Below are 22733 nucleotides of genomic sequence, written 5' to 3' on the forward strand. Positions count from 1 at the left end.
GTCTGTTAGTGTGCGAAACCATGAGTAACGGCAATGGGGCCAGGCGCGGATTGGCGATCGGGTGCGGCGGCACCCTCGGGGCGGCGTGGACGGTGGCGGCGCTGGGGGCCGTGCGGGACGTGCTGGCGTGGGATCCGCGGGAGGCGGACGTGCTGATCGGGACGTCGGCGGGGGCGGAGCTGGTGACCATGCTGGGCAGCGGGGTGGGAGTGGACGAGCTGCTGGATATGCAACGCGGACAGGGCGATTCGGTGTTGGCGCGACATCTGCGGGACGCGCCCGGGCGGTTTCCGCCGTTGCCGCGCCCACGGCTGGGCTCGCCGCGGCACGGGCTGCGGACATTGGCGTCGCCCCGGGTGCGGCGGGGACAAGGGCTGTTGACGGCGGGCAGCGGGTTGTTGCCGGAGGGCGGGGGCGACGCGGCGTGGTTGCAGCGGCTGGCCGAGGAACTCGCGCCCGGCCGGGAGTGGGTGTCGCATCCGGCGACCTGGCTGGTGGCGATGGACTACGCGAGCGGGCGGCGGGTGGCGTTCGGGTCGCCGGGCGCGCCGACCGCGAATCTCGGTGCGGCGCTGCGGGCTTCGTGGGCGATTCCCGGCTGGTTTCCGCCGGTGACGATCGAGGGGCGGCGGTATGTCGACGGGGGCGCGGCCTCGACGGCGTCGGTGGATCTGCTGGCGGACGCGGAGCTGGACGAGGTCGTGGTGCTGGCGCCGATGGCGTCGGCGCGTCGGGAGCGGGCCGAGGGGCCGGGGCATCTGTTGGAGCGGCAGCTGCGGAATCGGATGAGCGCCAGGCTGTCTCGGGAGATCGCCGGGCTGCGGGCGCGGGGGACGAAGGTGCTGCGGATCGACGCGCGGGCGGAGGATCTCGCGGTGATGGGGGCCAATTTCATGGACGGACGGCGGCGGGTGGCGACGTTCGAGCACAGTCTGCGCAGCACTCGGCGCGCGGTGGAACAGGGAGTCTTCGCATGAATCTCTTCGGAAACGATTATCCGGCAATCGATTTGAACGGCGCGCGCGTGTTCGTCACCGGGGGCGGGCGCGGTATCGGCGCGGCGACCGCCGAGTCGTTCGCGCGGAAGGGAGCCGAGGTCGTGGTCGCCGATGTGGATCTCGCGGCGGCGCGGGAGGTGGCCTCGGCGGTGCACGGGCGCGCGGTGCGGCTCGATGTCCGGGTTCGGGAGCAGTGGGACGCGGCGGTCGGCGAGATGGGGCGGATCGATGTGCTGGTGAACAATGCCGGGGTGATGCCCGCCGGGGAGTTCCTGGCGGAGCCGGATGCGGTGGGGCGCACCACGATCGATGTGAACGTGTGGGGATTGATCCACGGCATGCGCGCGGTGGTGCCCGGCATGATCACCCGCGGGCGCGGTCACGTCGTCAATGTCGCCTCCCTCGCGGGCAAGGTGCCGCTGCCCGGCCTCGCGGTCTACAACGCGAGCAAGTTCGCCGCCGTGGGCCTGTCGGCCGCCACCCGTTTGGAATTCGCCGATCACGGCATCAGCGTCAGCTGCGTCCTCCCCTCGGCCGTCCGCACCCGCCTCTCCTCCGGCCTCACCCTCGGCCGCGGCCTCCCCACCGTCGACCCCGAGGACGTGGCCGCCGCCATCGTCAAAACCTGCCACACCCGCCGCCCCGAAATCCCCGTCCCCGCCTACCTGTCCCCCCTCGACCTGGCCCTGGCCGCCACCCCCGAACCCGCCACCCGCCTGGTCCGCCGCCTCCTCAACGGCACCCGAGCCCTCCACCCCACCGACCCCACCACCCGAAACACCTACGAATCCGAAATCCGAACCCTCTAACGCCAAACCTCTCAAAACGCCAGGCGCTCAAGGGTTTACGGCATCCCCAGCCGCACCCTTTATCTGGATCCGCACCCTTTGTGGGGCCCTGGAACGGGTGCGGATTCGAATAAAGGGTGCGGCTGGGTTGGTTTGCCTGGGGGTGGTCAGGTGAAGTGGATGCCTTGGGCGAGGGGGAGGTCGGGGGAGTAGTTGATGGTGTTGGTGGCTCGGCGCATGTAGGACTTCCAGGCGTCGGTGCCGGATTCTCGGCCGCCGCCGGTTTGTTTCTCGCCGCCGAAGGCGCCGCCTATTTCGGCGCCGGAGGTGCCTATGTTGACGTTGGCTATGCCGCAGTCGGAGCCGTCGGAGGAGAGGAAGAGTTCGGCCTCGCGTTGGTCGGTGGTGAAGATGGCCGACGACAGGCCCTGGGGGACGGCGTTGTGCAGGGTGATCGCGGCGTCGAAGTCGTCGTAGGTGAGGACGTAGAGGATGGGGGAGAAGGTCTCGGCGCGGACGATGTCGGTCTGGGCGGGCATGCGGATCAGGGCGGGGCGGACGTAGTAGGCGTGCGGGTCGGGGCCCTCGACTCGGTCTCCGCCGCAGCGCAATTCGCCGCCGTCGGCCTCCGCGCGGGTGAGCGCCTCCCGCATGGCGGTGTAGGCGCGTTCGTTGATCAGCGGGCCCACCAGGACGCCGTCGTCGAGCGGATTGCCCACGCGCAGTTGGCGATACGCCTGGGCGATCCGGTCGACCAGTTCGTCCACCACCGACCTGTGCACGATGAGCCGCCGCAACGTCGTGCAGCGCTGTCCGGCCGTGCCCGCCGCCGCGAAAACGACGCCGCGCGTGGCCAATTCGAGATCCGCCGAGGGTGTCACCACGGCCGCGTTGTTCCCGCCCAACTCCAGCAGGCAGCGCCCGAACCGGGCCGCCACGCGCGGCGCGACCGCCTGCCCCATCCGCACCGAACCCGTCGCGCTCACCAACGCCACCCGCTCGTCGTCCACCAGCAGCGCGCCGACATCGCCCGCGCCCTGGATCAATTGGTGGATCTCCGGATCCGCCCCGACGTCCTCCGCCGCCCGCCGCACCAGCGTGTGACAGGCCAGCGCCGTCAACGGCGTCGTCTCCGACGGCTTCCACACCACCGTGTCCCCGCACACCAACGCGAGCGCGGTGTTCCAGGACCACACGGCCACCGGGAAATTGAATGCCGACAACACCCCCACCACACCCAGCGGATGCCAGGTCTCCATCAGCCGGTGCCCGGGCCGCTCCGACGGCATCGTGTAACCGTAGAGCTGGCGCGACAATCCCACCGCGAACTCGCAGATGTCGATCATCTCCTGCACCTCGCCGCGCGCCTCCGCGCCGATCTTGCCCGCCTCCAGCGTCACCAATTCGCCCAGCGCGCCGAGATGTTCGGTCAGCAGTTGTCCCAGCCGCCGCACCACCGCCGCCCGCACCGGCGCGGGCACGGTGCGCCAGGACCGAAACGCGTTGGCCGCCTTGCCGATCGCCGCGTCCACCTCCGAAGCCGAACTCGGCGCGAGCGTGGCCAGCTCACCGCCGGTGATCGGGGTACGGGCCGACAGCGGGCCCGGTGCGGGCGGGGTGGCGCCCAACTCGCGCAGCAGTTGCTCGGCGCGGGCGCGCAGTTCGTCGGTCAATGGTGCGGTGGGTGCGGATGTCATCCATTTCTCCATGTGAGGCGGGAATCTTCGGACGGCCCGAGACCATGTTCCGGCCACGAGTTCGGTTCGCTGGGTTAGCCTTCGCTGATGGCGGATGCACCGACGAAAGCTGTTCTGGACGATATCGATCGACTCTTGATCCGCGAGCTGATGGCCGACGGTCGCGCCACGCTGTCGAATCTCGCGGAGAAGGCCAATCTGTCGGTGTCCGCGGTGCAATCGAGAGTTCGGCGGCTAGAGGCGCGCGGGGTGATCCGAGGCTATACCGCGAAGGTCGATCCGGAAGCCCTGGGACAACTGCTGTCGGCATTCGTCGCCATCACTCCTCTCGACCCGTCCCAACCCGATGACGCCCCCGCCCTGCTGCAACACATCCCCGGTATCGAGGAGTGCCACTCCGTCGCGGGCGACGAGAGCTACGTGCTGCTGGTCCGGGTGGCCTCGCCGCGACACCTCGAACAGCTGTTGCAGGAGATCCGCGCGACCGCCAACGTCCGCACGCGCAGCACCATCATTCTCCAGACATTCTACGATCGTTAGCCGGAGATCGTTACTTTTTACGGTGTTTCCGTAGTGATGTCGTAAAAATTTACGTTAGCCTGGTTCGTGTGACCCTCGAACTGGAGCGGCCGGGGGCAGTCGCCGACGCGACGCCGGTCACCCCCGCCCGCGTACACGACATCCTGTCCGCGAACATCCTCGCCGACGGCTTCGACCTGGTGCTGGATCTGCGACGCTCGCAGGGCCGGCGCCTGGTCGACGCCCGGGACGGCACCGCGTATCTCGACATGTTCGGCTTCTTCGCGTCCTCGGCGCTGGGCATGAACCACCCCGCCCTGGCCGCCGACGACGAGTTCCGCGCCGAACTGACCACCGCGGCGCTGAACAAGCCCAGCAACTCCGATGTCTACACCGTCGAAATGGCGCGCTTCGTCGACACTTTCGCGCGTGTGCTCGGCGATCCCGCACTGCCGCACCGGTTCTTCATCGACGGCGGCGCCCTCGCGGTGGAGAACGCGCTCAAGGCCGCGTTCGACTGGAAGAGCCGCCACAACGAAATGCACGGGCGCTCAGGCGATCTCGGCACCAAGGTGTTGCATCTGACCGGCGCCTTCCACGGTCGCAGTGGGTACACCCTCTCGCTCACCAACACCGAACCGGTCAAGATCGCGCGCTTCCCGAAGTTCGATTGGCCGCGCATCGACACCCCGTACCGCACCGACGGCGTCGACATCGCCGCCGCCGAGCGCCGGGCCCTGGCGCAGGCCCGCGCCGCCTTCGCCGAAAACCCTTACGACATAGCGTGTTTCATCGCCGAGCCCATCCAGGGCGAGGGCGGCGACCGGCATCTGCGCGCGGAGTTCCTGCTCGCGATGCAGGAGCTGTGCCACGAATACGACGCGCTGTTCGTCCTCGACGAGGTGCAGACCGGCGCCGGCATGACCGGAAGTGCTTGGGCCTACCGGCAACTCGGCCTCGCGCCCGACATCGTGGCATTCGGCAAGAAGACCCAGGTCTGCGGAATCATGGCGGGCCGCCGCGTCGACGAGGTGCCCGACAACGTCTTCCGGGTCAGCTCGCGGCTGAACTCCACCTGGGGCGGCAACCTCGGCGACATGGTCCGCGCCCGCCGCATCCTCGAGGTGATCGAACGCGACGGACTCATCGAGCACGCCGCGACGCTCGGTCCCTATCTGCTGGATCGCCTCGAGGGGCTGGCCGCGCGCCACGCGGAGGTCACCGAACCGCGCGGGCGCGGGCTCATGTGCGCGATCACGCTGGCCTCGCCCGAACTGCGCGATGCCGTGGCCGCCGAACTCTACGAGCGCGAACGCGTCCTCATCCTCGGCACCGGCGAGCGCGGCCTGCGGTTCCGGCCGCCGCTGACCGTCACCGCCGAGGAACTCGACGAGGCCGTCGACGCGCTGGATCGGGTACTGAAGTCTTTGCTGCTCAGGGGCTTTCACCAGCGGTTTCTTACTGACGAGTAGCCAATAGCGGTACCCGCGGGTAGTGGATACTGGAATTTTCAGGAGGTCTCGGACTGGTTACACTCCCCGTCATGACGAGTGTCCAGCAGCAGCCTCAGCCGGGTTCGGCGGGCGCACCCGATATCCACACCACCGCCGGGAAGCTGGCCGATCTGCGCAACCGCATGGAAGAGGCCCAGCACCCGATGGGTGAGGCCGCGGTCGACAAGGTCCACGCCAAGGGCAAGATGACCGCGCGCGAACGGATTCTCGCACTGCTGGACGAGGGCTCGTTCGTGGAACTGGACGCGCTCGCCCGCCACCGCAGCGTCAACTTCGGGCTGGAGAACAACCGTCCGCTCGGCGACGGCGTGGTGACCGGTTACGGCACCATCGACGGCCGCGATGTCTGCATCTTCTCCCAGGACGCCACGGTCTTCGGCGGCAGCCTCGGCGAGGTGTACGGCGAGAAGATCGTCAAGGTCATGGATCTGGCGCTCAAGACCGGCCGCCCGCTGATCGGCATCAACGACGGTGCGGGAGCGCGCATTCAGGAGGGCGTGGTCTCGCTCGGCCTCTACGGCGAGATCTTCCACCGCAACATCCAGGCCTCCGGCGTGATCCCGCAGATCTCGTTGATCATGGGCGCGGCCGCGGGCGGGCACGTGTACTCCCCGGCGCTCACCGACTTCGTCGTCATGGTCGACGAGACCAGCCAGATGTTCATCACCGGACCGGACGTCATCAAGACCGTCACCGGTGAAGAGGTCACCATGGAGGAGCTGGGCGGCGCCCACACCCACATGGTCAAGTCGGGCACGGCCCACTACGTGGCCTCCGGCGAGCAGGACGCCCTGGACTGGGTCAAGGATCTGCTGAGCTACCTGCCCAGCAACAACCGCGCCGAGGCCCCGCGCTTCCCGGCCAGCGATCCGATCGAGGGCGCGATCGAGGAGTCGCTGACCGAGGAGGACCTCGAGCTCGACACGATCATCCCGGACTCGCCGAACCAGCCCTACGACATGCACGAGATCATCCGGCGACTGCTCGACGACGACGAGTTCCTCGAGGTGCAGGCCGAGCGCGCGATGAACGTCATCGTCGGCTTCGGTCGCGTGGACGGCCGCAGCGTCGGCATCGTGGCCAACCAGCCCACCCAGTTCGCGGGCTGCCTCGACATCGACGCCTCGGAGAAGGCCGCGCGGTTCGTGCGGACCTGCGACGCGTTCAACGTCCCGATCATCACCCTGGTCGACGTCCCCGGCTTCCTGCCCGGCACCGGCCAGGAGTACAACGGCATCATCCGGCGCGGGGCCAAGCTGCTCTACGCCTACGGCGAGGCCACGGTCGGCAAGATCACCATCATCACCCGCAAGGCCTACGGCGGCGCCTACGACGTCATGGGCTCCAAGCACATGGGCGCGGACGTGAACCTGGCCTGGCCCACCGCGCAGATCGCGGTCATGGGCGCGTCGGGCGCGGTCGGCTTCGTCTACCGCAAACAGTTGCAGCAGGCCGCGGCCGAGGGCGCCGACGTCGACGCGCTGCGCCTGGAACTGCAGAACGAGTACGAGGATACGCTGGTCAACCCCTACGTGGCCGCCGAGCGCGGCTATGTGGACGCGGTCATCCCGCCCTCGCACACGCGCGGGCAGATCGTGTCGGCCCTGCGGTTGCTCGAGCGGAAGATGGTCACCCTGCCGCCGAAGAAGCACGGCAACATTCCGCTGTGATCGGACGATATGCGCGGTGAGAGGGACAAACTGTGAAATGTCCAACAGATCTCTCTCGATCAGTGTGAACCGGCTCGTTCGGGTCAAGATGGAAAGAGATGGACGCCGACCCCACCCGGGTCCGGCACCTGACAGGAGGAGCTGGCGCTGTGACGGCTGTGGCTGATGAAGAAGTTTTGCGCGCCGCGGAGCTGGATCTGGCGGCCGATGATCTCGCCGCGATGGAACCGCTGGTCGCCGATGCCGAGTCGGACGCGGGACCCGTCATCCGGATCCTGAAGGGCGCGCCCACCGACGACGAGATCGCCGCCCTGGTGTGCGTGCTGACCGCCGCGGCCGCGAGCGCCGATTCCGCGCCGGAGCCGCGCGGCCCGATCGATCTGTGGGGACGGCCGACGTTCATGCATCGCGGCACCGTCCCGTTCTCGCCGTACGCGTTCGGCTACCCGAACGCCTGACGTGCCCCGATTCGTTCTCGCCTCGGCCTCGCCCGCGCGATTGCAGGTGTTGCGCTCGGCCGGGGTCACCCCGGTGGTCCGGGTCTCCGACGTGGACGAGGACGCGGTGGCCGCGGCCCTGCCCGCCGGGACCGCGCCCGTCGATGTGGTGGTCGCCCTGGCCAGCGCCAAGGCCGAGGCCGTCGCCGCCGCCCTGATCGCCGAGGACGCCGACGTGATCACGGATTGCGTTGTGGTGGGCTGTGATTCGATGCTGCTGCTCGACGGCGAACTCCAGGGCAAACCGCTGACCGCCGAGGTGGCCCGCAAGCGCTGGGCCGTGATGGCCGGGCGCGCGGCCGAACTGCTGACCGGACACTGCGTACTGCGCCTGCGCGAGGGCCGAATCGTCGCGCTGGCCCACGACTGTTGCGGCACCACGGTCGAATTCGGCACGCCCGACCCCGACGAACTGGACGCCTACATCGCCACCGGCGAGCCGTTGCGGGTGGCCGGGGCCTTCACCCTCGACGCCCGCGGCGGCTGGTTCGTCGAGGGCCTGCGCGGCGATCCGTCCAGTGTGATCGGGATCGGCCTGCCGCTACTTCGTCGACTGCTTCGCGACGTGGGCGTCTCCGTTGCGCAATTGTGGGTCGGCGGTACGCAATTGGGGAGCGACCCGGCCTCCTGAGGGCGTCGCGATGCGCGGCTCGCCGGTCTCGGGCCGGGCGTCGGGCATGGTCGCGGCGTCGGGCACCAGCACGGTCCGCAGCGCCTCGAGCCGGGCCACGCACAGTTCGGGCTGCACGAACGGATGCAGCCGCACGTTCACCGTGTCGCGGCCGCCGTTGCGGTCGATCACCTCGCGCATCAACCCGAGGTGCACCCCGCACACGACCTCCGAATGGGTGCGGGCCAGATCGCGCAGCGGGCAGGCCGTCATCCGGATCAGCACCTGATCGCCGGTCTCGCTGCCGGGGTCCCGCTCGGGGGCGTAGCCCAGTTCGGACATCATCGTCATGGTGGCGTCCTTGGCGTCGTCGAGCGAGGTGATGGGTTGTTCCATCGTCTCGAGTCGCGCGCCCCACGCCCGCCCGGCCGCGATGGCCGCGTCCGAGCGCCGCCGCGGATCCGACCCGAGCTGATCGGCCAGCACCTGGGCCAGATCCTGGTAGCCGACCGATCGCTGAACGGCGGTGTACCCGATGCGCGGACGGCCGCGCCCGCGTGGCGGCTGCTGGAACTGCCGCACCAGCGACTCACGCGTCAACACGTCCAGGTGGAAGCGCACCGTGGTCACGTGCTGCCCGGTCACTCTCGCGAGTTCCTGGGCATCGAGAGGCTCGCTGGCGCCACGCAGGATCGCGAGCAGGCGCCGTCGTGGCCAAGAATCGGACATAGCTCACCCCTCCTCCCAGGAGACTTTATCGGATGGAGCTGCGACTTAATCGAGCTTCACCAGATTCGTGATGTGAAACCGGTTGCTGTCGGTTCCCCGCCTACCATCGGAGAGGAACCGCTGACTCACAACGAAGGACCGACCATCGTGCCCGTCGCCCCGGACCCGCATCACTCCTTCGGCGCCCACGCCTATCCTCACCGACTAGTAACCACAGAGTGGCTGTCGGCAAACATCGGCGCGCCGGGATTGCGGATCGTCGAGGCCGACGAGGACATCCTGCTATACGACATCGGCCATGTCCCGGGTGCTGTCAAGATCGACTGGCGGGCCGAGCTTACCGACCCGGACACCCGGGACGTGGTCGATAGCGTCCGTTTCGCGGAATTGATGCGAGCCAAGGGCATCGAGCGCGACGACACCGTGGTCCTCTACGGCGACAAGGGCAACGGTACGGCCGCGGCGGCGCTGTGGGTCTTCGACCTGTTCGGCCATCCGGACGTGCGGTTGCTCGACGGCGGTCGGGACGCGTGGATCTCCGAGGCGCGCGACACCACCTTCGAGGTGCCCGCCGTCGGGTTGGGCGAATACCCGATGGTCGAGCGCGACGATCCGCCCGCGCGCGTGTTCCTCGACGAGGTCCGAGGGCTGGTGAATTCGGCCGACCGCGCGGCCGCCCTGCTGGATGTGCGTGCCGCCGAGGAGTATTCGGGGGAATGCGATCGAATCCGCGACCGCCCCGAGGAACAGTCGTTGCGCGCGGGCCACATTCCGACGGCGGTGAACATTCCGTGGAATCGAGCGCTCGCCGCGGACGGCCGGTTCCGTTCCCGCGCCGAATTGGATCGGATCTACGAGGAGTTCCGCGCGGCCCCCGAAACGATCGTCTACTGCCGCATCGGGGAACGGTCCGCGCACACCTGGTTCGTGCTGACCGCCCTGCTCGGGCTGGCGAACGTTCGTAATTACGACGGTTCCTGGACCGAATGGGGAAATGCTGTGCGAACTCCCATGGTCAAGGGCGCTGAACCCGGTGAGGTGTCCGAACTCTCGTCCCAGGCGGCGGGCGCGGCGTAAAGTCCCGGCTTGCCATTCGGCGAGACTGTTGTTCATATCACTTGGCGGGACTACTGTTCAGTAGCCCCTAGCCCGGTGCGGAGTCTGTTGGCAGACTGCCTACACTCGCTCCAGACGAAAGTTGTCCACAGCATCAGGAGGCTCAGTGCCCAGCCACGCCAGCGCGCAGATCACGAAGGTTTTGATCGCGAATCGGGGCGAGATCGCGGTGCGGGTCATCCGGGCCGCGAAGGATGCCGGTATCGCCAGTGTCGCGGTGTACGCCGAGCCCGATGCCGAGGCGCCGTTCGTGAAGCTCGCCGACGAGGCGTTCGCGCTGGGTGGTCAGACCTCCGCCGAGTCGTACCTGGTCTTCGACAAGATTCTGGACGCGGCCCGCAAGTCGGGCGCCGACGCCATCCACCCGGGTTACGGATTCCTTTCGGAGAACGCCGATTTCGCGCAGGCCGTGCTCGACGCCGGTCTGATCTGGATCGGGCCGAGCCCGCAGTCGATTCGCGATCTGGGTGACAAGGTGACCGCGCGGCACATCGCCGAGCGTGCTCAGGCGCCGATGGCGGCGGGCACGAAGGATCCGGTGAAGAACGCGGCCGAGGTGGTCGAGTTCGCGAAGCAGTACGGGGTTCCCGTGGCCATCAAGGCCGCCTTCGGCGGTGGGGGTCGTGGCATGAAGGTGGCCCACACCATCGAGGAGATCCCGGAGCTGTTCGACTCGGCCACTCGTGAGGCGACCGCGGCGTTCGGTCGCGGTGAGTGCTTCGTCGAGCAGTATCTGGACAAGGCTCGGCACGTCGAGGCGCAGGTGCTGGCCGATCAGCACGGCAATGTCATCGTCGCGGGCACCCGGGACTGCTCGCTGCAACGGCGGTTCCAGAAGCTGGTCGAGGAGGCCCCGGCCCCCTTCCTGTCCGATGAGGTGCGCGCCAAGATCCACGAGTCGGCCAAGCGGATCTGCCGCGAGGCCGGGTACTACGGCGCGGGTACGGTCGAGTACCTGGTGCAGGGCGAGACCGTGTCCTTCCTCGAGGTCAACACCCGCTTGCAGGTCGAGCATCCGGTGACCGAGGAGACCTCGGGAATCGACCTGGTGCGCTGGCAGTTCCGCATCGCCAACGGCGAGCAGCTGACCATCACCGAGGATCCGACCCCGCGCGGGCACGCCATCGAGTTCCGCATCAACGGCGAGGACGCGGGCCGCAACTTCCTGCCCGCCCCCGGCCCGGTGACCGTGTACAAGGAGCCCACCGGCCCCGGCGTGCGGATGGATTCCGGTGTGGTCGCCGGTTCGGTGATCGGCGGGCAGTTCGACTCGATGCTGGCCAAGCTGATCGTCTGGGGTGAGACCCGCACCCAGGCGCTGGAGCGGGCGCGGCGCGCGCTCGACGAGTACGAGATCGAGGGCCTGGCGACGGTGCTGCCGTTCCATCGCCACATCGTGAGCAACCCGGCGTTCATCGGCGACGGCACCAAGTTCGACGTCTACACCAAGTGGATCGAAACCGATTGGGACAACCCGATTCCGCCCTACACCGGCGCCCAGCCGATCGAGGAAGAGGACGAGGCGCCGCGGCAGAAGGTCGTGGTCGAGGTCGGCGGTCGTCGGCTCGAGGTGTCGCTGCCGGGTCAGTTCTCCGTCGGCGCGGGCGCGGCCGGTGCGGGCGGCAACGGCGCGGGCGTGGTCCGCAAGAAGCCCAAGCCCCGCAAGCGCGGTGGCGCGAGCGCGGGCGCGGCGTCCGGCGACGCGGTGACCGCGCCCATGCAGGGCACGGTCGTCAAGGTCGCGGTCGAGGAGGGCCAGACCGTCGAGGCGGGTGACCTGATCGTGGTGCTCGAGGCCATGAAGATGGAGAACCCGGTCACCGCCCACAAGGCCGGTGTGGTCAGCGGGCTGGCCGTGGCGGCCGGGGCCGCCATCACCCAGGGCACGGTGCTCGCCGAAATCAAGTAGGCGACAACGGTTTCCCCAGGCCCGTCCGCACCCGCGGACGGGCCTCGCGTCATTTGTCCTTCTTCTCCTTCTTGTCGTGGCCCGGCGGATTGCCGTGGCCCGCGGGGTTTCCGGGTTTGTCGTCCTTCGGCTGGTTCTGGGAGATGCCCGGAATCTGGAACGGCGGGGTGCCGAAACCCGGCGGCACGGGAATGGTCATGGTCGGCGGGGGCGGCGCGTCGGTCGTGGTCTGTTCGATCGGGGACGTGGGCGCGGGCGCGGGCGCGACGCTCGCCGGGGGTGTGGCGGGAGGCGTGGTGGGTCGTGCGTTTCCGTCGCGGGTGAGCAGGGCCGTGCCGAGCGCGATGGCCGCGAAGACGACCAGCGCCCCGAATGCGAGCGCCGCCACCTTCACCGCCGTCCCGGTCGAGGCGCGTCGTCCGGTGCCGTTCCATGTGGTCAACAGCCGCGTGCCCGGTGCGTCGGCGGCGACCGGTCCGGCGACGCGCGCCGCGTCGAAGCGCCCGCCGGGTTCGGCGGCGAGGCCCGGCCCTGGACGACCGGGCCGCGCGGGCGCGGGCGGGTAGCCCTGGGCCGTGGCGCCAAGCACCGTGGTCGGCGCGCTCGCGTCCGCGTCGAGCACCGGTGGAACCCGCGAGGTCACCGCGCCCGCGCCGATCGCCGCCCGAGCCGCGGCGGCCAGTTCGCCCGCACTGCGATACCGCTCGTCGGCGCTCTTGGCCATGCCCCGGGCGATCACCGCGTCCAAGGCTTGCGGCACAGCGGGATTCAGGGCGCGGGCACTCGGCGGGGCCTCGTGCAGATGCGCGTGCAACTGCCGCACCGGATCGGTGTCGCCGAAAGGTCTTTCCGCCGTGAGGCATTCGTAGAGCACACAGGCCAGCGAGTAGATGTCGGACCGGGCGTCGCCGTGCCCGGAGAACCGCTCCGGGGCCATGTAGGCGAGCGTGCCGACCGTGAACCCGGTCGCGGTGATCGTGGTGTGATGCGCGGCGCGGGCGATCCCGAAGTCGATGAGATACGCGAACCCGCTGGCGTGCACGATGACATTGGCCGGTTTGACGTCGCGATGGACCAGCCCGGCCGCGTGCGCGGCGTCCAGGGCCGAGGCGACCTGGCCGATCACGTCCACCGCCGCGTCGACGTCCATCGGCCCCGACCGCAGCCGCGCGGCGAGGTCGACGCCCGGAATGTAGGCCATCGCCAGGAACAGCCGCCCGTCCTGCTCACCGAAATCGAAGATCGGCACGATGTGCGGATCGGCCAGATCGGCCCCGATGCGGGCCTCCCGCTCGAAGCGCCGCCGATAGTCCGGCTCGTCCGCGGTGACCGAGAGGATCTTCAACGCGACGACGCGGCCGGTGTCGTCGCAGGCGCGCCAGACCTCGCCCACCGAGCCTCGCCCGATCAGCCCGTCGAGCCGATACCTCCCGAACCACCGCGTCACCGTTCGACCCTAAACCGGGCACGTCGGGCGGAACCACCACCCGGTCGCTACGCTCGAATGTATGGCTGAGTCACCCGACATCCGCATCGGCACCACCGAGCGTGAAGAGGCCATGCGGCGCTTGTCGGATCATTTCGCGGCGGGCCGGTTGTCGGTCGCGGAATTCGACGAACGCAGCGCGGTCGTCGCGGCCGCCGTCACCCGCGGCGACCTCACCGAGGTGTTCACCGACCTCCCCGAACCCACGTCCGACAAGCCGCTGCCCGTTCGCAAGACCGGCGACAAGCCGGAGTTCCAGGGCCCGGTCGTGGGGTTGGTGGTCATCGCCGCCCTCGTCCTGTTCTTCACCACGCATGTCTGGCTGTGGTTCCTGATGATCCCGGCCACCGCGCTCCTCATGGGCGCGTTCACCCAGGCCGGGGACAAACGCCGCGAGGACCGCCGCGCGCACCGCCGCGACCGTCGGCAACGGCGACGGGAGCGCTGATGGAACCCGTCGAGATCAACGCGGGCAGTTGGTATCTGCGCGCCCTGCGCGCCGACGACCGCATCGACGACCGGCCCGCGCTCGCCGCGGGCGGCATCGACGACCCCGGCTACGTCGCGCGCCGCACCCGCGAATGGGCCGAGTCCACCCGCTATTCGTGGGCCGTCTGCGAACCCACCACCGCCGAGCTGGTCGCCGAGATCGTGGTGACGCCGAATCCCGATGGCACCGCGGAGGTTTCGGGCTGGGCGCGCGAAGGCCACAGTGCCGCACTGGATTCCGGGCAGACCGCGGTGCGGCGTTTCGTCGCGGGCGCGCTGGGACTGCAACCCCTCTGAGTCGAATCCGGTTGTATCCGGAGAAAATTCGCTGTCGCTCGACCGCGCCCTCCCGCTATCGTGGAGATCTCCAAGCGCAGGGGAGGCGCGAAATGTGGGAATGGAGTAGATCCGTCGCGGAGCGAGCCCTGGCCGCGACCTGGCAGAGTTGGCAACCATCCGAACCGACACCCACCGTGGTCGATCCCGAGTTCTGGGAGGACGGCGCCGGGGACGACGAGTCCATCGACGACGTCTGGGTAGCGCTGATCGGCATGCTGAGCCACACCCGATGAGGTGAGTAGTAGCCTGCGGTGGTGCACAGGCCACCCTTGGACGCCGAGCGGTTGCGGCGTGACCTCGCCGAATCGCCCGAACTGTCGTTCTTCTCCCGCATCGATGTGGTGGAGTCGACCGGCTCCACCAACGCCGATCTGATCGCGCACGCCGGGGAGCCGGACGCCGATCGCCGGGTGCTGATCGCGGAGGCGCAGGAGCGCGGCCGCGGTCGGCACGAGCGCACCTGGGTGAGCCCGCCGCGGGCGCAGATCGCGATGTCGACGCTCGTGCGGCTGCGCGGCATCGACCCCGCGGTGCTGGGCTGGCTGCCGCTGCTCACCGGCGTCGCGGTCGTCGACGGCGTCCGCGCGGTCACCGGTCTGCACGCGAACCTCAAGTGGCCCAACGACATTCTCATCGACGGGCGCAAGGTGTCGGGCATCCTCGCCGAGGTGGCCTCCGGTGCGGGCGCGCCCGCCGTGGTGGTCGGCGTCGGACTGAATGTGAGCCTGGCGCAGGACGAACTGCCGGTGCCGCACGCCACGTCGCTGACGCTGGCGGGCGCGCCGGACGTCGACCGGACCGAACTCGCGCTGGCGCTGCTGCGCGAGTTCGCCCGCCGTTTCACCGACTGGAGCGCCGCCGACTGGGACATCGCGGACGTGGCCCGCGAGTACCGGAACCGGTGCGGCACAATCGGTGCCGAGGTGCGCGCCGAACTTCCGGGCGGCCGGGTGCTGACCGGGATCGCGACCGATGTCGACGAGCACGGCCGGTTGCTGATCGGGGATCGGCCGGTCGCCGCCGCCGACGTGACGCACCTGCGTTAGACCGAACCTTCGCGCGCGGTTCGGGTCCCGTTCGGCCTCCGGAAATGTCCGCTCGGACTTGGTGTTGCGAAAGCCGCGACGATCCCTCGGCGCTCGCGCGCGCACGCGGTAGGGTGCGCGTATGGGCTATCCGGAGGAACTGCTCGCACCCGACGAGCAGTTGCTGCTGCACCGTCATCCGCACTGGAAAATGCTGTTCTGGCCTGCCGTCACGTTCATCGTCGCGAGCGCGCTGGCGGGCTTCGCCGGGGGGCTGTCCTGGCGGCACACCGAGGGCACCGCGCACACCGCCGTGCTGATCGGCATCGCCGTGCTCTGGGCCGCCATCGTGCTGTGGCGCTGCGCGGGCCCGGTGATCCGTTGGAAGTCAACACATTTCATCATCACCGACCGTCGCGTGCTGGTGCGCGAGGGCGTGCTCACCCACACCGGCATCGACATCCCGATGAGCCGGATCTCCAGCGTCCAGTTCCGGCACGGACTGTTCGACCGCATGCTCGGCACCGGCACCCTCATCATCGACGCCGCCTCCGGCGACCCCCTCGAATACGACGACATCCCCCAGGTCCAGCGCGTCCACGCCCTGCTCTACCACGAGGTCTTCGACAACACCGACTACGACCCCCGCCGCGACCCTCGTCCGGACGCCCCCGAGCGCCGGTGAGCGCCACGGGTTTTCCATTCGGTAGCGAAGTGCGTCGGAGAACGCGACGCGGATTCGGACACAGTGCGTAATCTTGGGTCGTGACCGCCGTACTGCTGGCCGAAGACGACGAGGCCATCGCCGCCCCGCTGTCGCGGGCGCTGGGGCGCGAGGGGTATTCGGTGACCGTGGAGAGCTTCGGTCCCGCGGTGCTGCAACGCGCGCTCGAGGGTGAACACGATCTGCTGATCCTCGATCTCGGGCTGCCCGGGATGGACGGGCTCGAGGTGTGCCGTCAGGTGCGGGCGCGCGGGGCGGATCTGGCGGTGCTGATGCTGACCGCCCGCACCGACGAGGTCGACTTCGTGGTCGGGCTGGACGCGGGGGCCGACGACTACGTGGGCAAACCCTTCCGGCTCGCCGAACTGCTGGCCCGCGTGCGAGCCTTGTTGCGCCGCAGCGGAATCGGCGACGAGGCCGTCGAGATCGGCGGCGTCCGGCTGGAACCGCAGGCGCGCCGCGTCCTGGTCAACGGCCACGAGGTGAACCTGGCCAACAAGGAATACGAGCTGCTCAAGGTCCTCATCGACCGGGCCGGGCAGGTGGTGCCGCGCGAGACCATCCTGCGCGAGGTGTGGGGCGACGCGGATCTGCGCGGCTCCAAGACCCTCGACATGCACATGTCCTGGCTGCGGCGCAAGATCGGCGACGAGGGCCCGGTGGCCGAGCGTCGCATCGTCACCGTCCGCGGCGTCGGCTTCCGGTTCAACACCGACTGACGGCCGATGCGACGACGCATATTGCTGTCGATGCTGGCCGCACTCACCTTCACCACGGTGGTGCTGGGCATCCCGCTGGCCTACACGGCCTGGCAGTGGGTCGCCGACATCACGCGAAACGACCTGCGCGCCAGGCTGGATCGCATGTCGGTGGAGATCGTGTCGCAGGAGCGCGACGACGGCATGGTGCACGGCACCCTCGACCTGCGCTCGGTGCGCCCGCTGATCCCGCCGGGCGGGCGGCTCACGATCATCTACCCCACCCCCGAGGACGCGGCGCTGCGCGTGGACGCCGGGACGTCACACGTGGACGATCCGGTGATCGAGTCGCTGGCGATGGGCACCTCGGGGTCGCTGCGGCTCGAGGTTCCGGCCGGGCCCATGCACGCCATGCAGCGTCAGGCCGTCGGCGCGGTCGGCCTGGTGGCGGTGGCCTCGCTGGCCGCGGGCGCGGCGGTCGCGGTGGTGACCGCGCGCCGGGTCGCCGATCCGCTGCGCGATGTAGCCGCCCGCGCGGCCCGGCTGGCGACCGGGGACTTCCGGCTCGACCCCACCCGGCACGGCGTCACCGAACTCGACCGCGTCTCCGATGTGCTGGACTCGGCCGCGGTCGAGATCGCGGGACGGCTGCAACGCGAGCACGCCCTGGTGGCCGACGTCTCCCATCAGCTGCGCAGCCGGCTCACCGCGGTGCGGCTACGGCTGGACGAGCTGTCCGAGCACGCCGATCCGGCCGTCGTGCACGAGGCCGAGGAGGCCATGGCCCAAGTCGACCGCCTCACCGCGGCCATCGACGAACTGGTCCGCGCGTCCCGCGACGAGAACGCCGCCGACCGCGACCCGGTGCGTGTCATCGACGAACTGCGCGGCGTGGTCACCGAGTGGCGGCATCCGTTCGCCGAGGCGGGCCGCCGCCTGATCCTGTCCGGTGACCCGAGTCTGCGCGCCCCCGTGAGCGGTTCCCGCCTGCGCGAGGCGGTCGCGGTGCTGGTCGACAACGCCCTCATGCACGGCGGCGGCGACTGCACGATCTCGGTCCGCACGGTCTACGGCGGCCCCGATCGCGAACCGCTGGTGGCCGTGGAGATCGCCGACGAGGGCGAGGGCGTCAGCGACGATCTGGCCCCGCACATCTTCGACCGTGGTTTCTCCGGCGCGGGGTCGACGGGCGTCGGCCTCGCGCTCGCTCGCGCACTCATCGAGGCCGACGGGGGTCGCCTCGAACTTCAGCGTCGCCGCCCGGCCTTGTTCGCGGTCTTCCTCGGTCACTCCTCGCCGGCGCGCTCGAATCTGTCGACGACGATCGCGGGCGAGCCGCGCTGAGCGCTCCGCTCGTCGACCACGGCGAGGCACGGCTAGCTGTGCCCGAGCTGTTCTTCCTCTTCGTAGAGTTCCTCGAATTCCTCGACGAGGGAATCTATTTCGTCGGGGAAGACCCAGCGCCGCATCGCCCAGAAACGGAAGACCATCTGGAGGAGATTGCCGATCAGGAACGCGCTGAAGAAGTCGGCGATGTTCTCGACGGCGAGGCTGACATCGGGGACGTGGAGGTGGAAGACGTAGCGCGAAATCCACAACGGAACGTTCGACAGCAGCACGCCCACGCCGCTCACCACGAAGAACAGCAGCGCCTCGTGATGGCGTTCGCGTCCGCCGCGGCCCTTGAACGACCATTCCCGATTCAGGATGTAGGACGCGATGACCGCGATCACCCCGGAAATGATCTTGGCCGTGATCGGTTTGGGCGACAGCACGGTCAATTTCAGGAGATAGAAGATGCCGCTGTCGATGACGAAAGTGGTCGCGCCCACGATCGCGAACTTGATCAGTTCCCGATGGCGATACGCGAAGTCCCGGAACGTGCTGGGCAGGACGTTGACCGCGTCGTCGACGAATGACACGGGGCGAGTCTACGTCCCTCGTTCTCGCGGCAACCAACCCGCACGCGTCGCCCCGGTCGTCGGCATGACAACATGGTGGGCCGTGACCACCCGTTTCTTCGACAAGTCGGGCATGCCGACCGTCACCATGATCGGTGGCGGCCAGCTGGCGCGCATGACCCATCAGGCCGCCGTGGCGCTGGGACAGCGACTGCGGGTGCTGGCCGAGCGCCCCGACGATCCGGCCGCACAGGTGACCCCCGAGGTCGTCCTCGGCTCGCACACCGATCTGTCCGCGCTGCGCAAGGCCGCGGTCGGCTCGCACGCGCTGACCTTCGACCACGAGCACGTGCCGACCGAGCACCTCGAGGCGCTGGTCGCCGAGGGCGTGAACGTGCAGCCCCCGCCGGGCGCGCTGGTCTACGCCCAGGACAAACTGGCCATGCGCCGCAAACTCGCCGACCTCGGCGTGCCGGTGCCGCCCTTCACCGCGGTCGAATCCGCTTCCGACGCAATCGCTTTCGGCGACGAGCACGGCTGGCCGTTCGTGCTCAAGGCGGTGCGAGGCGGCTACGACGGGCGCGGCGTGTGGATGATCGACGACCGGGCCGAGGCCGAGTCGATCGTCGCCGAGCAACTCGCCGCGAACGTGGTGCTGCTGGCCGAACAGCGGGTCGACCTGAAGCGCGAGCTGTCGGCGATGGTGGCGCGTTCCCCGTTCGGCCAGGCCGCGGCGTGGCCGGTGGTCGAGACGGTGCAGCGGGAGGGTCAGTGCGCGGTGGTCATCGCCCCCGCCCCCGACCTGCCCGCCGAACGCGCGACCGAGGCGACCGAACTCGCCCTGCGCCTGGCGCGGGAACTCGGCGTCACCGGCGCGATGGCCGTGGAGCTGTTCGAGACCCACGACGGCACGCTGCTGGTCAACGAATTGGCCATGCGCCCGCACAACTCCGGGCACTGGGGCATGGACGGCGCGGTCACCGGCCAGTTCGAACAGCATCTGCGAGCAGTACTGGACTATCCCCTCGGTGACACCAGCCCGCTGGCCCCGGTGACGGTCATGGCCAATATCCTCGGCGCCCCCGAGGCTCCCGCGATGTCCATGGACGAACGCCTGCACCACCTGTTCGCGCGCATGCCGCACGCCCGCGTGCACCTCTACGGCAAGGGCGAACGCCCCAAGCGCAAGATCGGGCACGTCAACATCCTCGGCGAGAACGTCGCCGAGGTCCGCGAACAAGCCGAGCGCGCGGCGCACTGGATGTCGCACGCGATCTGGACCGACGGATGGGACCCCCATGCCTGACACCACCACCCCCCAGGTCGGCCTCATCATGGGCAGCGACTCCGATTGGCCCACCATGGAAGCCGCCGCGGAAGCCTTGGCGGAGTTCGGTATTCGCTTCGAGGTCGGCGTCGTCTCCGCCCACCGCACCCCCCAGCGCATGCTCGACTACGCCCGCGACGCCGCCGCCCGCGGCCTGAAGGTCATCATCGCGGGCGCGGGCGGCGCCGCCCACCTGCCCGGCATGGTCGCCGCCGCCACCCCCCTCCCCGTCATCGGCGTCCCCGTCCCCCTGAAATACCTCGACGGCATGGACTCGCTGCTGTCCATCGTCCAGATGCCCGCGGGCGTCCCGGTGGCGACGGTCTCCATCGGCGGCGCCCGCAACGCGGGCCTGCTGGCCGCCCGCATCCTCGCCACCGCCGACCCCGAATTGCGTTCCCGCATGGAGCGATTCCAGTCCGACCTGGAGGCTCTGGTCCTGCGGAAGGACGACGCCCTGCGTCAGCGGCTCCTGGGGTGAGCCCGGCGGTGCCGGATTACGGTGGTGCCATGGACGAGACCTCGCGCTTCAAGTTGACGGTCGTCGACCACGCCCTGCGGTTGTTCGCCGAGAAGGGGTACGAGGCGACGACCGTGGACGAGATCGCGGAGGCGGCGGGGATCTCGCGGCGGACGTTCTTCCGGCAGTTCCGGTCGAAGGAGGATGTGGTCTTCGCCGATCACGAGGCGCAATTGGCGCAGGCCGAGGCGTTTCTGGGGGCGGCGACGGGGGATCCGTGGGACGCCGTGTGCGAGGCGGTGGTGGGGGTGTTCGAAAGGTTCTCGCAGACACGGGAATTGGCGGCGCGGCGGTACCGGGTGGTGCGGCAGGTGGCGGCGCTGCGGGATCGGGAGATCGTCACCGTGTTCCGCTACGAGCGGTTGTTCACCGACTATCTGCGGTCGCGCGTCGCGGGCGTCGACGATCTGGCGTTGATCCAGTTCACCGCGGCCGTGACCGCGACCCACAACTATCTGTTGCGCCGCATGGTGCGGGGCCGGTCCGAGGCGAGTGCGGGAGACCTGCGGGCCGCGCTCGCGGCGATTCCGCGGCTGGGCCGGGAGAGCGCGGGCGAACTCGTCGTGGCGGTCTTCCCCCGGGACATGCCGCCCGGTCGGATCGCCGACCTGCTCGCGCACCGACTCGGTAATCTGTGATCAGCACCACATTCACCTGAGTGACACTCAGTGCCAGGGCAGGAACCTGCATGTGCTGGCAGTACCGCCGCGTATACTGGAGGTTGGATGGCACTGAGTGCCGACATGCCGGAGATTCGCGGACCAGGCGAGCAACACACCCGACGACCAGGAGTGCAACCCATGGCGGGCAACCCCGATTTCGATCTGTTCAAACTGGACGACGTCCATCACGAGCTGCGCGAGGCCATCCGCGGCCTGGCCGAGAAGGAGATCGCCCCGCACGCCAAGGACGTCGACGAGAAGGCCCGCTTCCCCCAGGAGGCGCTCGACGCGCTGAACGCCGCGGGCTTCAATGCCGTTCACGTACCCGAGGCGTACAACGGGCAGGGTGCGGATTCGGTGGCGACCTGCATCGTGATCGAGGAGGTCGCCCGCGTGTGCGGTTCGTCCTCGCTCATCCCGGCCGTCAACAAGCTCGGCACGATGGGCCTGATCCTCAAGGGCTCGGAGGAGCTCAAGCAGAAGGTGCTGCCCGACATCGTCGACGGCAAGATGGCCTCCTACTGTCTGTCCGAGCGCGAGGCCGGTTCCGACGCCGCGAGCATGCGCACCCGTGCCCGCCGCGACGGCGACGACTGGGTCATCAACGGCTCCAAGTGCTGGATCACCAATGGCGGCGCGTCGACCTGGTACACCGTCATGGCCGTGACCGATCCCGACAAGGGCGCCAACGGCATCTCCGCGTTCATGGTCCACTCCGACGACGAGGGCTTCGTCGTCGGCCCGCTCGAGCACAAACTCGGCATCAAGGGTTCGCCCACCGCGGAGCTCTACTTCGAGAACTGCCGCATCCCCGGCGACCGCATCATCGGCGCGGAGGGCACCGGCTTCAAGACCGCCCTCGAGACCCTCGACCACACCCGCCCGACCATCGGCGCGCAGGCCGTCGGACTGGCCCAGGGCGCGCTCGACGCCGCGATCGCCTACACCAAGGACCGCAAGCAGTTCGGCAAGGCCATCGCCGACTTCCAGAACACCCAGTTCATGCTCGCCGACATGGCGATGAAGGTCGAGGCCGCCCGCCTGATGGTCTACACCTCGGCCGCCCGCGCCGAGCGCGGCGAGAAGAACCTCGGCTTCATCTCCGCCGCCGCCAAGTGCTTCGCCTCCGACGTCGCCATGGAGGTCACCACCAACGCCGTCCAGCTGTTCGGCGGCGCGGGCTACACCACCGACTTCCCGGTCGAGCGCATGATGCGCGACGCCAAGATCACCCAGATCTACGAGGGCACGAATCAGATTCAGCGCGTGGTCATGTCGCGCGCGCTGCTCAAGGGCTGACGACACCCGCCGAGAGGCAGGCCCCGTTCGTAGGGGTCTGCCCTTCCGGCGCACCGGCATTCGCCGCACGGGAGATTCCGGCCAGCCAGCTTGCGTGAGCACGCCCGCCGCCTCGCGCCGGGGACGCGTGAATCACGAAAACCGTTCTTGCATCTGCACATTCAGTCGCAATTTGGCGAATTCGGGACTATCCGTCGGCGCTCGAGCGGAGCACTA

The 22733-nt window shown here is 69.3% G+C and carries 24 protein-coding genes; 20 read left to right on the forward strand and 4 right to left on the reverse strand.

What is annotated here, in order from left to right:
• Positions 1–20: 20 nt before the first annotated feature.
• Entirely contained in the window at positions 21–977 is a 957-nt protein-coding gene (locus tag ACWDSJ_RS22655) for a patatin-like phospholipase family protein (RefSeq protein WP_450034064.1), read from the forward strand.
• Entirely contained in the window at positions 974–1807 is an 834-nt protein-coding gene (locus ACWDSJ_RS22660; RefSeq protein WP_450034065.1) for an SDR family oxidoreductase, read from the forward strand. Before ACWDSJ_RS22655 ends, ACWDSJ_RS22660 begins: the two co-directional genes overlap by 4 nt.
• A 146-nt stretch (positions 1808–1953) precedes the next feature.
• Here ACWDSJ_RS22660 and amaB read toward each other — a convergent pair whose 3' ends face one another.
• Positions 1954–3483 carry an L-piperidine-6-carboxylate dehydrogenase gene (amaB, locus tag ACWDSJ_RS22665; protein WP_450034067.1) on the reverse strand — a complete coding sequence of 510 codons (1530 nt, stop codon included), beginning with the start codon at positions 3481–3483 and terminating at the stop codon, positions 1954–1956.
• Positions 3484–3570: 87 nt separating this feature from the next.
• Here amaB and ACWDSJ_RS22670 point away from each other — a divergent pair, with 87 nt between their 5' ends.
• The 5 genes from ACWDSJ_RS22670 (at position 3571) to ACWDSJ_RS22690 (ending at position 8314) form a co-directional block, all read left to right on the forward strand.
• The gene (locus ACWDSJ_RS22670; protein WP_387362473.1) at positions 3571–4023 is read left to right on the forward strand and encodes an Lrp/AsnC family transcriptional regulator; all 453 of its coding nucleotides are present in this window, start codon (positions 3571–3573) and stop codon (positions 4021–4023) included.
• Positions 4024–4091: 68 nt separating this feature from the next.
• Positions 4092–5474 carry an L-lysine 6-transaminase gene (gene lat, locus ACWDSJ_RS22675; RefSeq protein WP_450034068.1) on the forward strand — a complete coding sequence of 461 codons (1383 nt, stop codon included), beginning with the start codon at positions 4092–4094 and terminating at the stop codon, positions 5472–5474.
• A gap of 71 nt (positions 5475–5545) precedes the next feature.
• On the forward strand, positions 5546–7186 hold the full coding sequence (locus tag ACWDSJ_RS22680; RefSeq protein WP_450034069.1) for an acyl-CoA carboxylase subunit beta: 1641 nt from the start codon (positions 5546–5548) through the stop codon (positions 7184–7186).
• A 149-nt stretch (positions 7187–7335) separates the two neighbouring features.
• Entirely contained in the window at positions 7336–7644 is a 309-nt protein-coding gene (locus tag ACWDSJ_RS22685; protein ID WP_450034070.1) for an acyl-CoA carboxylase subunit epsilon, read from the forward strand.
• A 1-nt stretch (position 7645) separates the two neighbouring features.
• Positions 7646–8314 carry a nucleoside triphosphate pyrophosphatase gene (locus ACWDSJ_RS22690; protein ID WP_450034071.1) on the forward strand — a complete coding sequence of 223 codons (669 nt, stop codon included), beginning with the start codon at positions 7646–7648 and terminating at the stop codon, positions 8312–8314.
• Here ACWDSJ_RS22690 and ACWDSJ_RS22695 read toward each other — a convergent pair.
• Positions 8225–9022, reverse strand: coding sequence for a helix-turn-helix transcriptional regulator (locus ACWDSJ_RS22695; protein ID WP_450034073.1), 798 nt, complete (start codon positions 9020–9022; stop codon positions 8225–8227). The two genes, ACWDSJ_RS22690 and ACWDSJ_RS22695, sit on opposite strands and share 90 nt — an antisense overlap.
• 147 nt (positions 9023–9169) lie before the next feature.
• Between ACWDSJ_RS22695 and ACWDSJ_RS22700 the strand changes: the two genes are divergently transcribed.
• Positions 9170–10099 carry a sulfurtransferase gene (locus tag ACWDSJ_RS22700; RefSeq protein WP_450034074.1) on the forward strand — a complete coding sequence of 310 codons (930 nt, stop codon included), beginning with the start codon at positions 9170–9172 and terminating at the stop codon, positions 10097–10099.
• 145 nt (positions 10100–10244) lie between these two features.
• Complete coding sequence (locus tag ACWDSJ_RS22705) at positions 10245–12047, forward strand: ATP-binding protein (protein WP_450034076.1); 1803 nt, start codon at positions 10245–10247, stop codon at positions 12045–12047.
• A gap of 49 nt (positions 12048–12096) precedes the next feature.
• Here ACWDSJ_RS22705 and ACWDSJ_RS22710 read toward each other — a convergent pair whose 3' ends face one another.
• Positions 12097–13494 carry a serine/threonine-protein kinase gene (locus tag ACWDSJ_RS22710; protein ID WP_450034077.1) on the reverse strand — a complete coding sequence of 466 codons (1398 nt, stop codon included), beginning with the start codon at positions 13492–13494 and terminating at the stop codon, positions 12097–12099.
• A 61-nt stretch (positions 13495–13555) separates the two neighbouring features.
• On the opposite strand from ACWDSJ_RS22710, the gene ACWDSJ_RS22715 reads away from it, so the two are divergent.
• The 7 genes from ACWDSJ_RS22715 to ACWDSJ_RS22745 all read left to right on the forward strand — a co-directional run bounded on the left by ACWDSJ_RS22715 (position 13556) and on the right by ACWDSJ_RS22745 (position 18152).
• Entirely contained in the window at positions 13556–13981 is a 426-nt protein-coding gene (locus tag ACWDSJ_RS22715) for a DUF1707 SHOCT-like domain-containing protein (protein ID WP_450034078.1), read from the forward strand.
• Complete coding sequence (locus tag ACWDSJ_RS22720; RefSeq protein WP_450034080.1) at positions 13981–14319, forward strand: hypothetical protein; 339 nt, start codon at positions 13981–13983, stop codon at positions 14317–14319. Before ACWDSJ_RS22715 ends, ACWDSJ_RS22720 begins: the two co-directional genes overlap by 1 nt.
• Positions 14320–14411: 92 nt before the next feature.
• Positions 14412–14594, forward strand: coding sequence for a hypothetical protein (locus tag ACWDSJ_RS22725; protein WP_450034082.1), 183 nt, complete (start codon positions 14412–14414; stop codon positions 14592–14594).
• A 21-nt stretch (positions 14595–14615) separates the two neighbouring features.
• Complete coding sequence (locus ACWDSJ_RS22730; RefSeq protein WP_450034083.1) at positions 14616–15407, forward strand: biotin--[acetyl-CoA-carboxylase] ligase; 792 nt, start codon at positions 14616–14618, stop codon at positions 15405–15407.
• Positions 15408–15528: 121 nt separating this feature from the next.
• Positions 15529–16071: a PH domain-containing protein gene (locus ACWDSJ_RS22735; RefSeq protein ID WP_387362448.1), complete on the forward strand. Its 543-nt coding sequence runs from the start codon at positions 15529–15531 to the stop codon at positions 16069–16071.
• Positions 16072–16151: 80 nt separating this feature from the next.
• Positions 16152–16829 (forward strand): response regulator transcription factor, encoded by a 678-nt coding sequence (locus ACWDSJ_RS22740; RefSeq protein ID WP_062504717.1) that lies wholly within the window; start codon positions 16152–16154, stop codon positions 16827–16829.
• A gap of 6 nt (positions 16830–16835) precedes the next feature.
• Positions 16836–18152, forward strand: a complete 1317-nt coding sequence (locus ACWDSJ_RS22745) for a sensor histidine kinase (protein ID WP_450034086.1) — start codon at positions 16836–16838, stop codon at positions 18150–18152.
• 32 nt (positions 18153–18184) lie between these two features.
• Here the strand turns inward: ACWDSJ_RS22745 and ACWDSJ_RS22750 are convergent, their stop codons facing one another.
• Complete coding sequence (locus tag ACWDSJ_RS22750) at positions 18185–18730, reverse strand: GtrA family protein (protein WP_450034088.1); 546 nt, start codon at positions 18728–18730, stop codon at positions 18185–18187.
• Between the two features lie 64 nt (positions 18731–18794).
• On the opposite strand from ACWDSJ_RS22750, the gene ACWDSJ_RS22755 reads away from it, so the two are divergent.
• From ACWDSJ_RS22755 to ACWDSJ_RS22770, 4 genes are all read left to right on the forward strand, one after another.
• Entirely contained in the window at positions 18795–20015 is a 1221-nt protein-coding gene (locus tag ACWDSJ_RS22755; RefSeq protein ID WP_387362442.1) for a 5-(carboxyamino)imidazole ribonucleotide synthase, read from the forward strand.
• Positions 20008–20517 carry a 5-(carboxyamino)imidazole ribonucleotide mutase gene (gene purE, locus ACWDSJ_RS22760; protein WP_387362440.1) on the forward strand — a complete coding sequence of 170 codons (510 nt, stop codon included), beginning with the start codon at positions 20008–20010 and terminating at the stop codon, positions 20515–20517. Before ACWDSJ_RS22755 ends, purE begins: the two co-directional genes overlap by 8 nt.
• 29 nt (positions 20518–20546) lie before the next feature.
• Positions 20547–21194, forward strand: coding sequence for a TetR family transcriptional regulator (locus ACWDSJ_RS22765; RefSeq protein ID WP_450034090.1), 648 nt, complete (start codon positions 20547–20549; stop codon positions 21192–21194).
• 162 nt (positions 21195–21356) lie between these two features.
• Positions 21357–22517 carry an acyl-CoA dehydrogenase gene (locus ACWDSJ_RS22770; protein ID WP_387362436.1) on the forward strand — a complete coding sequence of 387 codons (1161 nt, stop codon included), beginning with the start codon at positions 21357–21359 and terminating at the stop codon, positions 22515–22517.
• The last annotated feature ends 216 nt before the right edge of the window (positions 22518–22733 follow it).

The organism is Nocardia sp. NPDC003482 (assembly GCF_053588115.1).

Bases quoted from the DNA above. Each gene is read 5' to 3' on its own strand.
- ACWDSJ_RS22655 (WP_450034064.1), top strand. From the start codon at position 21: ATGAGTAACGGCAATGGGGCCAGGCGCGGATTGGCGATCGGGTGCGGC.
- ACWDSJ_RS22660 (WP_450034065.1), top strand. From the start codon at position 974: ATGAATCTCTTCGGAAACGATTATCCGGCAATCGATTTGAACGGCGCG.
- amaB (WP_450034067.1), bottom strand. From the start codon at position 3,483: ATGACATCCGCACCCACCGCACCATTGACCGACGAACTGCGCGCCCGC.
- ACWDSJ_RS22670 (WP_387362473.1), top strand. From the start codon at position 3,571: ATGGCGGATGCACCGACGAAAGCTGTTCTGGACGATATCGATCGACTC.
- ACWDSJ_RS22680 (WP_450034069.1), top strand. From the start codon at position 5,546: ATGACGAGTGTCCAGCAGCAGCCTCAGCCGGGTTCGGCGGGCGCACCC.
- ACWDSJ_RS22695 (WP_450034073.1), bottom strand. From the start codon at position 9,022: ATGTCCGATTCTTGGCCACGACGGCGCCTGCTCGCGATCCTGCGTGGC.
- ACWDSJ_RS22715 (WP_450034078.1), top strand. From the start codon at position 13,556: ATGGCTGAGTCACCCGACATCCGCATCGGCACCACCGAGCGTGAAGAG.
- ACWDSJ_RS22720 (WP_450034080.1), top strand. From the start codon at position 13,981: ATGGAACCCGTCGAGATCAACGCGGGCAGTTGGTATCTGCGCGCCCTG.
- ACWDSJ_RS22725 (WP_450034082.1), top strand. From the start codon at position 14,412: ATGTGGGAATGGAGTAGATCCGTCGCGGAGCGAGCCCTGGCCGCGACC.
- ACWDSJ_RS22735 (WP_387362448.1), top strand. From the start codon at position 15,529: ATGGGCTATCCGGAGGAACTGCTCGCACCCGACGAGCAGTTGCTGCTG.
- ACWDSJ_RS22745 (WP_450034086.1), top strand. From the start codon at position 16,836: ATGCGACGACGCATATTGCTGTCGATGCTGGCCGCACTCACCTTCACC.
- ACWDSJ_RS22755 (WP_387362442.1), top strand. From the start codon at position 18,795: ATGACAACATGGTGGGCCGTGACCACCCGTTTCTTCGACAAGTCGGGC.
- purE (WP_387362440.1), top strand. From the start codon at position 20,008: ATGCCTGACACCACCACCCCCCAGGTCGGCCTCATCATGGGCAGCGAC.
- ACWDSJ_RS22765 (WP_450034090.1), top strand. From the start codon at position 20,547: ATGGACGAGACCTCGCGCTTCAAGTTGACGGTCGTCGACCACGCCCTG.
- ACWDSJ_RS22770 (WP_387362436.1), top strand. From the start codon at position 21,357: ATGGCGGGCAACCCCGATTTCGATCTGTTCAAACTGGACGACGTCCAT.